Annotated in this window: 15 protein-coding genes; 10 read left to right on the top strand and 5 right to left on the bottom strand. The window is 61.7% G+C overall.

The annotated features are described in order from the left end of the window. Positions 1-108 precede the first annotated feature (108 nt). The 3 genes from ACR0D8_RS10145 to ACR0D8_RS10135 all read left to right on the top strand — a co-directional run bounded on the left by ACR0D8_RS10145 (position 109) and on the right by ACR0D8_RS10135 (position 1,742). Positions 109-573, top strand: coding sequence for an NUDIX hydrolase (locus ACR0D8_RS10145; RefSeq protein WP_480646038.1), 465 nt, complete (start codon positions 109-111; stop codon positions 571-573). Positions 574-644: 71 nt separating this feature from the next. Further along, positions 645-1,100 carry a DUF1178 family protein gene (locus tag ACR0D8_RS10140; protein ID WP_480646036.1) on the top strand — a complete coding sequence of 152 codons (456 nt, stop codon included), beginning with the start codon at positions 645-647 and terminating at the stop codon, positions 1,098-1,100. 3 nt (positions 1,101-1,103) lie between these two features. Beyond that, positions 1,104-1,742, top strand: a complete 639-nt coding sequence (locus ACR0D8_RS10135) for an SDR family NAD(P)-dependent oxidoreductase (protein ID WP_480646034.1) — start codon at positions 1,104-1,106, stop codon at positions 1,740-1,742. On the opposite strand, the gene ACR0D8_RS10130 is transcribed toward ACR0D8_RS10135, so the two are convergent. Further along, on the bottom strand, positions 1,736-2,092 hold the full coding sequence (locus tag ACR0D8_RS10130) for a hypothetical protein (protein ID WP_480646033.1): 357 nt from the start codon (positions 2,090-2,092) through the stop codon (positions 1,736-1,738). The genes ACR0D8_RS10135 and ACR0D8_RS10130 overlap by 7 nt on opposite strands. 164 nt (positions 2,093-2,256) lie before the next feature. Between ACR0D8_RS10130 and ACR0D8_RS10125 the strand changes: the two genes are divergently transcribed. From ACR0D8_RS10125 to ACR0D8_RS10100, 6 genes are all read left to right on the top strand, one after another. Then, the gene (locus tag ACR0D8_RS10125; protein WP_480646031.1) at positions 2,257-3,495 is read left to right on the top strand and encodes an aspartate kinase; all 1,239 of its coding nucleotides are present in this window, start codon (positions 2,257-2,259) and stop codon (positions 3,493-3,495) included. 46 nt (positions 3,496-3,541) lie between these two features. After that, entirely contained in the window at positions 3,542-5,785 is a 2,244-nt protein-coding gene (gene ptsP / locus ACR0D8_RS10120; RefSeq protein WP_480646029.1) for a phosphoenolpyruvate--protein phosphotransferase, read from the top strand. Positions 5,786-5,901: 116 nt separating this feature from the next. After that, positions 5,902-7,347: a glucose-6-phosphate dehydrogenase gene (gene zwf, locus ACR0D8_RS10115; protein WP_480646027.1), complete on the top strand. Its 1,446-nt coding sequence runs from the start codon at positions 5,902-5,904 to the stop codon at positions 7,345-7,347. 1 nt (position 7,348) lies between these two features. Continuing rightward, positions 7,349-9,154 carry a phosphogluconate dehydratase gene (gene edd, locus ACR0D8_RS10110; RefSeq protein ID WP_480646025.1) on the top strand — a complete coding sequence of 602 codons (1,806 nt, stop codon included), beginning with the start codon at positions 7,349-7,351 and terminating at the stop codon, positions 9,152-9,154. A 5-nt stretch (positions 9,155-9,159) separates the two neighbouring features. Then, a complete protein-coding gene (locus ACR0D8_RS10105) occupies positions 9,160-9,795 on the top strand; it encodes a bifunctional 4-hydroxy-2-oxoglutarate aldolase/2-dehydro-3-deoxy-phosphogluconate aldolase (RefSeq protein WP_480646024.1) in 636 nt (211 codons plus the stop codon). Between the two features lie 51 nt (positions 9,796-9,846). Continuing rightward, entirely contained in the window at positions 9,847-11,037 is a 1,191-nt protein-coding gene (locus tag ACR0D8_RS10100; protein WP_480646022.1) for a pyridoxal-phosphate-dependent aminotransferase family protein, read from the top strand. A gap of 101 nt (positions 11,038-11,138) precedes the next feature. On the opposite strand, the gene ACR0D8_RS10095 is transcribed toward ACR0D8_RS10100, so the two are convergent. Then, positions 11,139-12,248 (bottom strand): pyridoxal phosphate-dependent aminotransferase, encoded by a 1,110-nt coding sequence (locus ACR0D8_RS10095; RefSeq protein ID WP_480646020.1) that lies wholly within the window; start codon positions 12,246-12,248, stop codon positions 11,139-11,141. Between the two features lie 69 nt (positions 12,249-12,317). Further along, positions 12,318-12,719, bottom strand: coding sequence for a GFA family protein (locus ACR0D8_RS10090; RefSeq protein ID WP_480646018.1), 402 nt, complete (start codon positions 12,717-12,719; stop codon positions 12,318-12,320). A 261-nt stretch (positions 12,720-12,980) separates the two neighbouring features. Between ACR0D8_RS10090 and ACR0D8_RS10085 the strand changes: the two genes are divergently transcribed. Further along, positions 12,981-13,763 carry a crotonase/enoyl-CoA hydratase family protein gene (locus tag ACR0D8_RS10085; RefSeq protein WP_480646016.1) on the top strand — a complete coding sequence of 261 codons (783 nt, stop codon included), beginning with the start codon at positions 12,981-12,983 and terminating at the stop codon, positions 13,761-13,763. Here ACR0D8_RS10085 and ACR0D8_RS10080 read toward each other — a convergent pair whose 3' ends face one another. After that, a complete protein-coding gene (locus ACR0D8_RS10080; protein WP_480646014.1) occupies positions 13,764-14,096 on the bottom strand; it encodes a DnaJ family domain-containing protein in 333 nt (110 codons plus the stop codon). A gap of 39 nt (positions 14,097-14,135) precedes the next feature. Further along, entirely contained in the window at positions 14,136-15,299 is a 1,164-nt protein-coding gene (locus ACR0D8_RS10075; RefSeq protein WP_480646013.1) for a benzoate/H(+) symporter BenE family transporter, read from the bottom strand. Positions 15,300-15,391 lie beyond the last annotated feature (92 nt).

Genomic DNA, 15,391 nt, shown 5'->3' with positions numbered 1-15,391 from the left:
CTTGGAGATGAACGCCTCATATGGTATTCGTGTCTTGCCAGCCCGCTAAATAAACGAAAACGAAAGGGTCGGCAGCAGGCACGAATTCCGACTGAAAGGCGATACGGCGTGATTGACGCAGGGCTTTCGCAGCTTACGTTGGCAAACCCCGGACACCTGCCGGTGCTGCGGCAGGCGGCGGCCCTGTGCTACCGCTTTGATCGCGGCCGGCCCGAGGTTTTGCTGATTACAACGCGCAAGTCCCGAAGATGGATCATACCCAAGGGGTGGCTGATCGACGGGCTGACGCCGTCCCAGACGGCACGACAGGAAGCCTGGGAAGAGGCCGGTGTTCGGGGCGAGTGCACCGGGCAGGCCATGGGGTGTTTTTCCTATTTCAAACATCGCGCCAAACGGGGCTCGGTTCTGTGTGCCGTGGATGTCTATCCGATTCTAACACGTTCAACGGCTTCGAAATTTCCCGAGTGCGATCAGCGGCAAAGAAAGTGGCTGCCGCCCAAAAAGGCGGCCGCCCGGGTCAATTCACCGGAACTTGCCTTATTGTTACGCAAGGTTGGGCCTTTCCCACATTAAATGGCCGCTTACAGGGCTTGATATTGCCTTGTCCCTCGGTATCTATTTGGCAACCGACATTTGGACGGAACATGATTCAATACGCGTTGAAATGCAGCGACGGCCATACATTTGACAGTTGGTTTCAATCGGCTGCCGCTTACGACAAACTGGCATCGGCGGGCATGGTGACATGCGCCGTTTGCGGCTGTTCGCAGGTTGAAAAGGCGATCATGACGCCACGCGTCCGCCCCGCCCGCGGCAGCGAAACACGCGCCGAACCGCAGGCCGCAGCGCCCGATCAGATCAGTGTCGCAACCCCGCCGCCAGATGTCGAGAAGGTGTTGGCTGAACTGCGCCGCAAGGTCGAAGAAAACTCTGACTATGTGGGCAAGGATTTTGCCAGCGAGGCGCGCAAGATTCATCTGGGCGACGCGCCGGTTCGCTCGATTTACGGCGAAGCCAAGCCCGAGGACGCGCAGGCGCTGATTGATGACGGCGTGCCGGTTGCGCCCCTGCCTTTTGTTCCCAGTCGAAAGACGAACTGATCCATGCATGTGGTGATCACCGGGGCCAATCGCGGGATTGGAAAAACCCTGGCGGATCGCTATCGCGCACGGGGCGACACCCTGACCGGCACGGCGCGGGATGACAGCGCGCAGGTGGTTCTGGATGTGACCGATCCGGTCCAGCAGGCCGGTATGGCCGCGCAGTTGCGTGACAAACCGGTCGATCTGTTGATCTGCAATGCCGGAGTGTATCTGGACAAAGGGCAGGACATCAGCGGCTATCCGGCCGACATGTGGGCCCAGAGCTTTGCCGCAAATGTGACGGGCGTGTTTCTGACCGTTCAGTCGCTGTTACCGAACTTGCGCGCGGCCAGGGGCAGGATTGCGATAATCTCGTCGCAAATGGCCTCTCACACCCGGGCGCCGGGGGGCAGTTACATCTATCGCGCGTCCAAGGCTGCGGTTTTGAATCTGGGCCGGAATCTGGCTGTTGATTTGCGCAGCGACGGGATTTCCGTTGGTATCTATCACCCCGGCTGGGTGCAGACGGATATGGGCGGGGCGGGGGCAGAGATAACTGCCGAGCAGGCCGCGGACGGCCTGATCGACCGCTTTGACGCGCTTTCACTGGAATCTTCGGGCTGTTTCGAAACCTGGGACGGCCGGCCGCACGCCTACTGAGCGGTCAGCGCCGCCTGCGGGATTTCATACACCTCGCCCGGGTCGATAAAGATCACCATAGTATCGCCGCGCGTTTCATAGCTGAGCGCCGACGGCGAGCTGCTGGAATTCGGCACGCCATCGCGGAAATAGATGCTGCGAACCTCTCCGTTCCCGATCCCAACTGCGAGGGTCGTGGTGCCGTCGTCATGGTGGCGCAATTCCGCGTGGCAGCTGCGCAGTGGCTCGCCGGCTATCGAGGCGCAGGGAACTGTGCCAAGGGAATTCTTGCCGTCGGTTCCGGCCAAAGTGGACGTCTGTGCGAACGCGGATGTGGACAGCAGGGTAAATGCGATGGCTGGGCGGAACATGAAAACCTCGTGGAATATTGGCCGCCTGCAAGCTGACACTGCTGTGATCTGATGTAAAGCGACCCGACACAGTGATCAGGGCGGTATTGAACCCTTGCCCTGACGCCCCCCCTCGCATAAGACGCACGGGACCTGAATTCCAAGGCGCGGAGATACCACCCCCCATGCCCGTACTAGTTATGAAATTCGGTGGCACTTCGGTTGCCAATCTTGACCGCATCCGCCGCGCGGCAAAACGCATCGGCGTCGAGGTTGCCAAGGGCTATGACGTGATCGTCATCGTTTCGGCCATGTCCGGCAAGACAAACGAACTGGTGGGCTGGGTCAATGAAACGTCGCCCCTTTTCGATGCGCGCGAATATGACGCCGTGGTCTCGTCGGGCGAGAATGTAACCGCGGGCCTGATGGCGCTGACGCTTCAGGAAATGGACGTTCCGGCCCGCAGCTGGCAGGGCTGGCAGGTTCCCCTGTTGACCACCAGCGCGCACAGCCAGGCCCGGATTGAGGAAATCCCGACCGATAATATCAATCAGAAATTTGACGAAGGCATGCGGGTTGCCGTTGTCGCCGGTTTTCAGGGTCTCAGCCCCGAAGGGCGGATTACCACGCTGGGCCGGGGCGGGTCAGACACCACCGCCGTGGCCTTTGCCGCCGCGTTCGGTGCCGAACGCTGTGACATCTATACGGACGTGGACGGCGTTTACACGACCGATCCGCGAATCTGCGAAAAAGCCCGCAAGCTGGACAAGATTTCGTTTGAAGAAATGCTGGAACTGGCTTCGCTGGGGGCCAAGGTTCTGCAGACCCGCTCGGTCGAGCTGGCGATGCGCTACAAGGTGCGCCTGCGGGTGCTGTCCAGTTTCGAAGAACAGTCCGACAATGCAGGCACGCTGGTCTGCGACGAGGAGGATATCATGGAATCCAACGTAGTGGCCGGTGTGGCCTATTCCCGCGACGAAGCCAAAATGACCGTCGTTTCGGTGGCGGACCGGCCCGGCATCGCCTCGATCATCTTCACCGCTCTCAGTGATGAGGGTGTGAATGTGGACATGATCGTCCAGAACATCTCGGACGAGGGGCGCACGGACATGACCTTTTCGTGCCCCACCGATCAGGTGGCGCGCGCCGAGCAGGCGTTGCTTGCCATCAAGGAAAAGGGTGAACTGAACTACGCGGAACTGGTCGCGGACGAGGATGTCTGCAAGGTTTCGGTCGTGGGGATCGGTATGCGCTCGCAGTCGGGTGTGGCGGCGAAAATGTTCAAGGTACTCTCGGATGAGGGGATCAACATCAAGGTCATTACAACCTCTGAGATAAAAATTTCCGTGCTTGTCGACAGGAAATACATGGAACTTGCTGTTCAGGCACTGCATGATGCCTTTGAACTGGACAAGGCGGCCTGAGCAATTCAGCCAAGGGTCTCGCCTGACACCGTAATTTGGTTGGGCCATGGCGGACGGCACCGAAACAGAATCCCGCAAGCTGCTGGGACGGCTGCGCGAGGAAATGGCAAGCGAAGCCGCCGGTCAGGAGCGTCTTGACCGGATCACCCACCTGATTGCGGACAGTATCAGGGCCGAGGTTTGCTCGGTCTACCTTTTCCGCGACGAAGAAACGCTTGAGCTTTGCGCGACTGAGGGGCTGTCGCCCGAGGCAGTCCATAAAACCCGCATGCGCATGGGTGAGGGGCTGGTTGGCCGTGTTGCCAGATCGGGCAAGGTGGTCAACACCCCGGATGCGCCCTCCGCCAAGGGTTTCCGGTACATGCCTGAAACGGGTGAGGAGAGGTTCTCTTCCTTCCTGGGCGTTCCGGTTCAGCGACTGGGGGAAAAGCTGGGCGTTCTTGTGGTTCAGTCCCGCGAAGCGCGCAAGTTTTCCGCAGATGAGGTTTATGCGCTGGAAGTGGTGGCGATGGTTTTGGCCGAAATGGCCGAGCTGGGCGCCTTTGTGGGCGAAGGCGCCGCCCTGTCGCCCCGGCACCAGCAATCGGTTCAGCTGACCGGTGGACCCGCGCAGGAAGGCTCGGCCGAAGGGCATGTCTGGTTGCACGAACCCCGGGTGGTCGTCACCAATCCCATCGCCGAAGATCCGCGCCGCGAACGCGAACGCCTGAGCGAGGCGGTGGAAGAATTGCGCGTGGGAGTCGACAAGATGCTCGAAATCTCGCAGGGCGGCGATAAGGAGCAGTTGCAGGTTCTCGAAGCCTACCGGATGTTCGCCAATTCCAAAGGCTGGATGCGCCGGATGGAAGAAGATATCGGCCTGGGCCTCAGCGCCGAGGCCGCGGTCGAGAAAGAGCAATCGCAGGCCCGGGCCCGCATGGGCCAGGTCACAGACCCTTATCTGCGCGAGCGTCTGGCCGATCTCGATGACCTCAGCAACCGGCTGTTGCGGATTCTGACCGGGCAGGGAAAGACGAACGGCGCCGATCTGCCGCCCGATCCGATCCTGGTCGCACGCAATATCGGGCCTGGGGACCTGCTGGAATATGGCCGCTCGCTCAAGGGGATCGTGCTTGAGGAGGGCTCGGTCGGTAGTCACGCCACAATCGTGGCCCGTGCGCTGGCGATTCCGCTGGTTGTTCATGTCGGCCGTATCACGACCGAGGCGCTGAACGGCGATCATATTCTTGTCGACGGGGATCATGGTATCGTGCACCTGCGCCCGGAGGACACCGTCGTCAGCGCCTTCCGCGACAAGATCGCCATGCAGGCCAAGGCGCAGGAGCGCTATGCCTCGATCCGGGAAACGCCGACGGTAACGCGCGACGGTGAACGCATCAACCTGGTGATGAACGCGGGTCTGATGGCAGACTTGCCGTCGCTGAACAACTCAGGGGCCGAAGGGGTGGGCCTGTTTCGGACCGAACTGCAATTCCTGATCCGAAATCAGATGCCGAAACGATCCGAGCTTGTGACGCAATATAAACGGGTTCTGGATGCCGCGGGCGACAAGCGCGTGGTATTCCGCACGCTCGATATCGGCTCGGACAAGGTTCTGCCCTATATGAAGCATGTGGCAGAGCCGAACCCGGCGCTGGGCTGGCGGGCGATCCGCGTGGGTCTGGACAAGCGCGGTGTCATGCGGATGCAGTTGCAGGCGCTGATGCGCGCCGCCAATGGCCGTCCGCTGACGGTGATGTTCCCTTTTGTGGCGCAAGCTGATGAATTCCGCGAGGCCCGCTGGGAAGTCAACAAAACCATCGAGCGCGAAAAACGTCTGGGTCACGCCCTGCCTGAAGCGATCGAAGTCGGTGCTATGCTGGAGACCCCGTCGCTTGCCTTCGCACCGCAGAAGTTCTTTGACGAGGTCGATTTCGTTTCAATCGGTGGCAATGACCTGAAGCAGTTCTTCTTTGCCGCAGACCGGGAAAACGAACTTGTGCGGCGTCGCTATGACACGCTGAACGTCAGCTTCCTGAGCTTTATCGAGCGGATCGTCGAGCGTTGTAATATCTCGAACACACCGCTCAGCTTTTGCGGCGAAGATGCCGGCCGCCCGGTTGAGGCCCTGTGTCTGGCCGCGATGGGTATCCGCACGCTGTCGATGCGCCCGGCCTCGATCGGACCGGTCAAAAGTGTGCTGCTCCGGGCTGACCTGCAGTCCTTGCGCAAGATCATCGCCGACTCGCGGCATCGTGGTGAACAATCAGTGCGGCCTGCCGTCATGGAATGGTTACGAAATCAGGGTTGATTTTCAGGTCGCGGTACCCTAATCAGAACGCGAATGTTAGCGGTAACATCAGATGTACCCCAAGCTCTCTTCGGTTGGGGGCAGATGAAACCGGCAAGATCTGAAGGAGCCTGTCGATGGTTTCACGCGTAATTCCGGTTAACCCGTTTGATCTGGTGTTGTTCGGTGCCACCGGCGATCTGGCTCAGCGCAAAATATTGCCGGGTCTTTATCATCGGTTTGAAGTCGGTCAGATGCCCGAAGACGCCCGGATCATCGGGACGGCACGGTCGAAAATGGACAGCGACGGCTTTCGCGACCAGATCCGCGCCGCGATGAAGGAATTTGCACCCGCGTTCAAACAGGATGTCCTGGACCGGTTTCTGAGCCGAGTGGAATACGTTGCGGTGGACGCGCTGGGCGATGCGGGGTGGCCGGAACTGACCAAAGTGCTGCGCCCGGATGTCGTGCGCGCCTTCTACCTGTCCGTTGGGCCCAAGCTGTTTCCGGGTATCGCTCAAAAGCTGCACGATCAGGGCCTTGCAACGCCGGACAGCCGCATCGTGGTGGAAAAACCCTTTGGCCACGATCTGGCCTCGGCTCAGGCACTGAACAAAGGGCTGCGCGCCTGTTTTGAAGAGCATCAGATTTACCGGATCGACCACTATCTGGGCAAGGAAACGGTGCAGAACCTGATGGCGCTGCGCTTTGCCAATTCCCTGTTCGAACCGCTGTGGAATTCTACCCATATCGACCACGTTCAGATCACTGTGGCGGAAACCGTTGGGGTCGAGGGGCGCGGTGCCTATTACGATCAGTCCGGTGCCATGCGCGATATGATCCAGAACCACCTTGTGCAACTGCTGTGCCTGACCGCGATGGAGCCGCCTTCAAAATTCGCCCCCAACGCGGTGCGCGACGAAAAGGTCAAGGTGATCGAAGCATTGGAACCTGTGGCACCTGCGGATATCGCGCGGGGGCAGTATCGCACGGGTAAGGGCGGTGACGGGTATCTGGACCATGTCGATAACCCGGCCAGCCGCACCGAAAGCTACATCGCGCTCAAGGTGCATCTGGGCAACTGGCGCTGGGCAGGTGTGCCGTTCTACCTGCGGACCGGGAAACGTCTGCGCGCGCGGGAGTCCGAGATCGCCGTGTTTTTCCGCGATCCTCCGCACACGATCTTCCCCAATGTCGGCCCGCTGCATGGCAACGTGCTGGTGATCCGGCTTCAGCCCGACGAAGGCATCACCCTGCGCACCACGATCAAGGATCCCGGGCCGGGCGGTTTCCGCCTGTCGGACGTCGCGCTGGACATGAGCTTCGCCGACGCGCTGGGCGCAGATGCCAGCGCGCCGGACGCCTATGAGAGGCTGGTGATGGACGTGATCCGCGGCGACCAGACCCTTTTCATGCGCGGGGACGAGGCCGAGGCCGCTTGGGCCTGGGTCGATCCCATAATTCGCGATTGGGAAGACCGCGGCGACCGCCCCTCGCGCTATGATCAGGGCAGTTCGGGTCCCGAAGAAGCATTGATGCTGATGCATCGCGACGGGCGCCGCTGGCGCCAGATCGGAGGATAACATGGTTCACGCAGTCATCACCGACGTCACCAAACGGATTATCGACCGAGGCGCGCCTCTGCGGGGTCCACATCTGGAACGGATGGAGCAGGCCCGGTCCAAGGGTCCGGCCCGGGCCCATCTGTCGTGCAGCGGTCAGGCCCACGCCTATGCCGGGGCCGGTGAGGACCAGCAGTCGATGGCCACCGGAACAGCCGGAAATCTGGGCATCGTCACTGCGTATAACGACATGCTTTCTGCTCACCAGCCCTTCGAACGCTACCCCGAACTGATCCGTCAGGCGATCCGCGCCGCGGGTGGAACCGCTCAGGTCGCGGGCGGCGTGCCCGCCATGTGCGACGGCGTCACGCAGGGCGAGGCAGGGATGGAACTGTCCCTGTTCTCGCGCGATGTGATCGCCTTGGCGACCGGTGTTGCGCTGAGCCACAATACCTATGATGCGGCCGTTTTCCTTGGGGTCTGCGACAAGATCGTGCCCGGATTAGTCATCGGCGCGCAGGCGTTCGGCCATCTGCCGGCGGTCTTCCTGCCCGCGGGCCCGATGACCAGCGGTCTGCCCAACGATGAAAAGGCCAAGGTTCGCCAGAAATTCGCTGCCGGAGAAGTGGGCCGCGAAGAACTGATGGCCGCCGAAATGGCCGCCTATCACGGCCCTGGCACCTGCACATTCTACGGTACCGCCAACACCAACCAGATGCTGATGGAATTCATGGGCCTGCACCTGCCGGGCTCCAGCTTCATCAACCCCAACACACCGCTGCGCGATGCCCTGACCGAAGAAGGTGCCCGAAGGGCCCTGTCCCTCAGCGCGCTGGGCAATCATTATACGCCGGTTTGCCAGATTCTGGATGAACGCGCTTTCGTCAACGGCATCGTGGGCCTGATGGCTACGGGTGGTTCGACCAACCTGCTGATCCACCTGATCGCGATGGCGCGGGCGGGTGGCATCGTTCTGGACTGGCAGGATTTTTCCGATATTTCCGCCGTTGTGCCTTTGGTCGCGCGTGTCTATCCGAACGGTCTGGCCGACGTGAACCATTTCCACGCCGCAGGCGGGCTGGGATATTGCATCGGCACTTTGCTGGACGACGGCTTGCTGCATCCCGACACCCTGACCGTCGCGGGGCAGGGGCTGCACAACTACACCAAGGAACCCAAGCTGAAAGACGGGGAGCTGATCTGGGAGGAAGGCGCAGGCCACAGCCTCAACGAAAAGATCGTTCGCTCCGCGAAGGACCCGTTCCAGCCAACCGGCGGCCTGTCACGCCTGACCGGAAATCTGGGCACCGGCGTTATGAAAGTGTCGGCCGTTGCGCCGGAACATCAGGTGGTCGAGGCCCCGGTCCGTGTGTTCCACGATCAGGATGAGGTCAAAGCCGCCTTCAGGGCCGGGGAATTCACCGGCGACACCATCGTTGTCGTTCGTTTTCAGGGACCAAAGGCCAACGGGATGCCCGAACTGCACTCGCTGACTCCGATCCTGTCGATCCTGCAGGGCCGTGGGCAAAAGGTGGCGCTGGTCACCGACGGGCGCATGTCCGGCGCATCGGGCAAGGTTCCCGCCGCCATCCATGTCTGCCCCGAAGCGCTGGACGGCGGCCCGATCGCCTATCTGCGGGACGAGGACCTGATGCGCGTGGACGCCGTTAAGGGCGAGTTGGAGATCCTGACCGAAGGCGTCTTTGACCGCGCCCCCGTGACCGCCGATCTTTCAGCCAATCAACACGGCGTCGGTCGCGATCTCTTTGCCGCATTCCGCGCCAATGTCGGCTCTGCCGATGCCGGTGCCAGCATATTCGGAGCCTGATCCCCATGTCCGTCAAAACCCAATGCACCCGTGAAATTTGCGCGCTCGCGCCTATCGTTCCGGTTCTGGTCGTCGATGACGCCGCACAAGCGCGCCCTTTGGCCGAAGCGCTGGTTGCCGGCGGCCTGCCCGCGCTGGAAGTGACCTTGCGCACCCCGGCGGCACTGGATGCCATTCGCGCCATGGCGCAGGTCCCGGGTGGCGTTGTGGGCGCGGGTACCCTTGTCACACCCGAGGACGTTCGTGCCGCGAAGGAGGCGGGGGCCCAGTTCGGCGTCTCTCCGGGTGCGACCAAAGCTCTGATTGCGGCCTGTGAAGCAGAGGGCCTGCCGCTGCTGCCCGGCGCGGCCACAGCCAGCGAGGCGATGCAATTGCTGGAGCAGGGTTATGACATGCTGAAATTCTTCCCGGCCGAGGCTTCGGGCGGTGCCCCCGCGCTGAAGGCCATTGGTGCCCCTCTGCCGCAGATCAAGTTCTGCCCGACCGGTGGGGTGTCGCCGTCAAACGCGCATGATTACCTGTCGCTGACGAACGTGATCTGCGCCGGCGGCAGCTGGGTTGCACCAAAACAGATGGTGCAGGATGGCGACTGGTCAGGAATAGAATCCCTGGCGCGCGAGGCGTCCCGGCTGACGGATTGACGCCGTCCGATGCTTCGCTAGGGTGGGCGTCAATTCACACAGGTTGACCCCATGACACACCCAATTTCTCTCGCGCAGGGGCGCGAGTATCTGGCCATTCCTGGCCCTTCGGTCATGCCCGACGCGGTATTGCAGGCGATGCACCGCCCGTCGCCCAATATCTACGAAGGCGAACTGATCGGGATGATGCCCGCTCTGACCCGGGATCTGTGCCGCGTGGCCCGAACGGATCATCACGTCGCTATCTATATCTCTAACGGCCACGGCGCGTGGGAGGCCGCCCTGTCCAATGTGATCGCCCCGGGCGAGACTGTACTGGCCCCGGCCTCGGGCCGGTTCACCCACAGCTGGGCCGAAATGGCGGAAGGCATCGGTGCAAAACCCGAACTGATCGATTTCGGCTCGGCCTCAACCTGGGATTTCGACCGCATCGCAGATGTTCTTCGCGCCGATAAGGGGCACCGGATCAAAGCGGTTCTGGCTGTGCATGTGGATACTTCCAGTTCGATCCGCAACGACATTCCAACATTGCGGGCCTTGCTGGACGAACTGAACCACCCGGCGCTTTTGATGGCGGACTGCATTGCCTCACTGGGCTGCGACCGGTACGAAATGGATGCGTGGGGCGTGGATGTCACGGTTGCAGCCTGCCAAAAAGGGTTGATGACCCCGGCCGGTGTCGGTTTTGTGTTCTTCAACGACAAGGCGCAGGCCAAACGCGCCACCATGCCGCGGGTTTCGCAATATTGGGACTGGCAGTCGCGCGCAAACCCCGACCTGTTCTATCAGTACTTTAACGGCACGGCCCCGACCCATCACCTGTACGGGCTGCGCGCCGCGCTGGACATGATCCACGCCGAGGGGATCGAACATGTCTGGGACCGCCACGAGCGCCTCGCAACCGCAATATGGGGCGCCTGCGAAATCTGGGCGCAGGGCGGCGCGTTGCACCTGAATGTAGCAGACCGCGCCCAACGCAGCCACGCGGTCACCGCCCTGCGGCTGACGGACGGGCAGGGCACGCCGCTGCGCAAATTTGCCGAACACCAGCTGGGTCTGACGCTGGGCATCGGTCTCGGGATGGAGGATTGGGATGGCTGTTTCCGCCTCGGTCACATGGGCCATGTGAACGGCCAGATGGTGATGGCGATGCTGGGGGGCGTCGAAACCGCGATGGCCGCGCTGGACATTCCACGGGGCAAGGGCGCGCTCGAAGCCGCCGCCGCCGTTCTGGCCAGCTAAGCGCAACGCAACAGACGCACTGATCCCCCGCTTCATCTGGCCAAAAATACCTTCGGGGGTGAATTGGCCCGCAGGGGCAAGAGGGGGCAGACAGCCCCCTTTTACCGGTTTCCGTTCGTCGCTGCCGCAAGCGCCTTGGGCAACGTTGCCGCAAATGCCTCAAGATCCGCCACTTCACCGCAACTGACGCGGATGCATCGGTTCTGCGGGGCGGCAAAGGGCATTCGCACAAAGATGCCCTGCGCAACCAGCGCCTCCAGAATGGCCCCGGCAAACGCGCCGTCCCGGCCGCAGTCAATTGCCACGAAATTGGTGGCCGACGGCAACGGCATCAAACCGTTTTCCCGTGCAATCTGCCCAATCCCATCGCGGGCTGCGGTAATCTTGTCCTGCACCTGTTCCAGCCACGCGGTGTCCTGTAGTGCCGCAAGCGCGCCGGCCTGCGCGGCCCGGTTCATTCCGAAATGATTGCGCACCTTGTTGAAGGCGGAAATCAGCCCCGGCGCGCCGATCGCGTAACCAACCCGCGCGCCAGCCATGCCGTAAACCTTGGAAAACGTGCGCATCCGGATCACACGCGGGTCATCCGGATCGACCGGGGCCGCAGTGCCTTCGGGCGCGCATTCCACATAGGCCTCATCCAGAACCAGCAGACAGCCGTCCGGCAGAGCTTCCATCGCTGCCACGATATCGGCGCCGGAATGCCAACTGCCCATCGGATTGTCAGGATTGGCCAGATAGACCAGCTTGGCATCAACCTCCGCCGCCCTGGCGAACAGCGCAGCGGGGTTTTCGTGATCGTCGCGATAGGGAACCTTGTGCAGCGTGCCGCCATAACCCGCGACGTGATAATTGAAGGTTGGATAGGCTCCGTCCGATGTCACAACCGCGTCGCCCGACCCGATAAACAGCCGGGCAAGATAGCCCAGCAAACCGTCAATCCCTTCACCAACCACGATGCTTTCGGGCTTTACGCTATGATGATCCGCCAGCGCGTGCCGCAGATCGTGGTTCTCGGGATCGCCATACATCCAGATATCGACGGCTGCCATCGCCTCGACCGCTCTGGGGGAAGGCCCAAAAACACTCTCATTCGCGCCAAGCCGCGCCACAAAAGGCGCGCCGCGCTGGCGCTCCTGCGTCTCAGGCCCGACAAACGGTACGGTTGCGGGCAGGGATTGGGCGAGCGGGGTATAGCGGGGCTCTGTCATGCGCGCAGATAAGCGCATGCCGTGGAATTGGGCAAGCCTCGCTCTGCCACCACCACCCCTGCTTGCAACCTATTTTGTCGCGGGGTCAGTCTGTTTAAGCGGCGGATCCCAGGGTTGCGCCTCTTCCTGAAACACCGTGAACCCAGCCCGGAACACCGACGCATCGTCAAGCGTTGCGGCGTAGAAATAGAGCCGTTCGGGAAAGCGTTCGGTTCGGCTGGTCATGGGCGACCCACAATGCGGACAAAACCCGCTGAAAGTCGCAAAGCCGGTGTCGGCTTTCCCTTTGTATTCCTTGATATCCCCTTCAATCTTCACAGCCTCAGATGGCAACGCAAACGCTGACGCATGCCCTGATCCGGTTGCGTGCTGGCATTTTCTGCAATGGCAGTTGAATGAAAACTCAATTTCAGCGTCACTGGCATAGCGCACGGCGCCGCAGGCGCATCCACCGCTTAATCTACTTTTCACACCACAACCCTCTCAAAGTCATCTAAGCCGCCTTCAATCCACAACCATATTAGCAGATATCAGGGTGACGTATTGGATCAACAACTGACCACCGAACCTCGATGGCCAGAGCGCGCCGGTGATCTGCTCTTGCGTCTGCACCCACTTCCAAAGCAAAGAACCCTGGCCCCGCACTCCGTGGTGTTGGTCTGCCCTCACGTCGCGGTGGAATGGCCGGGCCATTCGGGGCATGGTTGGGCAACAGGAATTTGGGAGGTCCGCATGTCACGCGTTTCCGTCGAATACAAAGATCATATTGCCCACGTCACGCTGACACGTGGCGACAAGATGAACGCGCTGGATGACGCGATGGTCAAAGCCATCCTTTCTGCAGGACAGGAGGTCGCCGCCTCGGACGCCCGTGCCGTGGTTTTGTCGGGCGAGGGCAAGAGCTTCTGCGCCGGGCTGGACATGGCCAGCTTTGCCAAGATGGCGCACATGGACCCCAGCGAATGGCTGATGAGCCGCAGCCACGAGGACGCCAACGAAATGCAGGAACTGGCGCTGGTCTGGCGGCGGGTGTCTGTGCCGGTGATCTGCGCGATTCAGGGCGTCGCTTATGGTGGTGGCCTGCAGATCGCGCTTGGTGCGGATATCCGGATCGCGCATCCCGAAGCCAAACTGGCCGTGATGGAGATGAAGTGGGGCATCATCCCCGATATGGGGGGAATGGTTCTGTTACCCAGGCTGGTCCGCTCGGATGTTCTGCGTTTGCTGACCTACACTGCGCGTCCCATCAGTGCGCAACAGGCGTCTGACTGGGGTCTCGTCACCCGTCTGTCCGACGACCCGCTGAGCGAGGCGCTGGCGCTGGCCGAAGACATCGCAGGTCGCAGCCCCTCGGCTATCCGGGCCGCCAAACGTCTGATCGAAGTCGCCGAAACCAAATCACGCGCCGACGTGCTGCTTGAAGAATCCGCCGAGCAGGTGGAGTTGATCGGCAAACCTGATCAGATGGAAGTCATCGCCGCGCAGATGCAGGGCCGCAAGCCCGAGTTCAAATAGCTATCGCATAAAGGCCCGCCGCGCGTCGCGGGCCATATTGTACCGCATCTCAAGATCGGCAATCCGGGCCATGGCGGCCTTGCGCGCTTCCGGGCCCGTCAGTGAGGCATAGTCCTTGCGGGCGGCATCCAGTTGTTTTTTAATGTCGAATTCCTCGGGCAGGACGCCGGCCTGCGCCATGATCCGGTGCCCGGCCGCAATGGCCGGGTCGCTCTGCGCCTCGCCCGAGCGGTCCGGCAGCGGCTGGCCTTCACCTTCCAATCCCTGCAACTGGCCCTCGGCCTGCGCCTTTTTGATCTGGCGCTCAATCAGTTTTCCAAACGACCCAAACATGATGTGAGTATACCTCGGTTTGATACAGTTTGAGAACCGCTAGCGGTTTCGATTTGTCACCAGATACACAATGCCGCCGGCCAGCAACCCCCAGACCGCAGCTCCCAGCCCAAAGACCGAGATGCCGGAAGCCGTGATGGCGAAAGTCAGGATAGCGGCCTCTCGTTCGGCCGGAACCTCCAGCGCGGCGAAGGTGGCGTTTGCCATCACGCCGATCAGCGCGATGCCTGTCAGTGTCCCCATCAACAGCGGGTCCGCGTGCACGGCGAAGCCGGTGATGGCCACGGCAAAGACGCCGAACAGGCAATAGAACACCCCGCCCATGATCGCCGACCAATAGCGAAGGGCCGGGTCGGGGTGGCTGTCCTCATTCGCGCACATTGCGGCTGTGATGGCGGCAAGGCAGGTGGCAGGGGCCCCGAACGGAGCCGACAGGATGCTGGCCCCACCGACCGAGGAAAACAGCTTGCCGGCGTCCGGCGCGTAACCAAAGCTGCGCATCACGGCAATTCCGGGAATGTTCTGTGTTGCCATGGTCACGATGAACAGCGGGATGCCGATGCCAATGACCGACGCGGCCGAGAATGTGGGCGTGATCCAGACCGGAGCCGCCACCAACTTGTCTGGCACGACTGAAACATCGCCCGCGTTCAGCACAACCACAATCGCCGCCGCAACAACCGCAGCCGGAACCGCAAACAGGCGGTTGAGCCGCCCGGCAATGAACCATGTCAGGATCACCGGCAAGGCTTGCCACGGCATGTCGACCGCGGCCTGAAAAGGTACAATGCACAGCGGCAGCAACACGCCGCCCAGCATTGCCTGCGCGATTGTGGTTGGGATGGAAGCGGCCAAGCGACCCAATGGCCGCCATAACCCGGCCAGCACGGTCAGTGCCCCCGCACACAAAAATGCGCCGACTGCATCGGAAAACCCTGCCGCTGGCGTTGCCGAGACGGCCAGCAAAGCCACGCCCGGCGTCGACCACGCAACCGAGATTGGCTGCCGGTACCACAGGCTGAGGCCAATGGCCGTCAGCCCCATGGCAATGGCCGCTGTCATCAGCGCCGAGGCCGATTGCTGCGCCGATGCCCCCATGGCTGACAGGCCCTGAAGGACGATTGGGAATGAACTGAAGAACCCGACGATCGCCACGACCATCCCGGTCGATGTGGTCTGGATTGGGGGGAATGCGCGCGCCATCTGGTCCTCGGGGTTGTGACCCGCACTTGCTAACAAGGGTCGGGGCAGGGGTACAAGCCGTTTAACTTCAAAAAGAAAACCACGCCGGACCA

It is taken from the genome of Ruegeria sp. BG10 (assembly GCF_056538575.1).
This window is presented reverse-complemented; position numbering and strand designations above follow the sequence as displayed.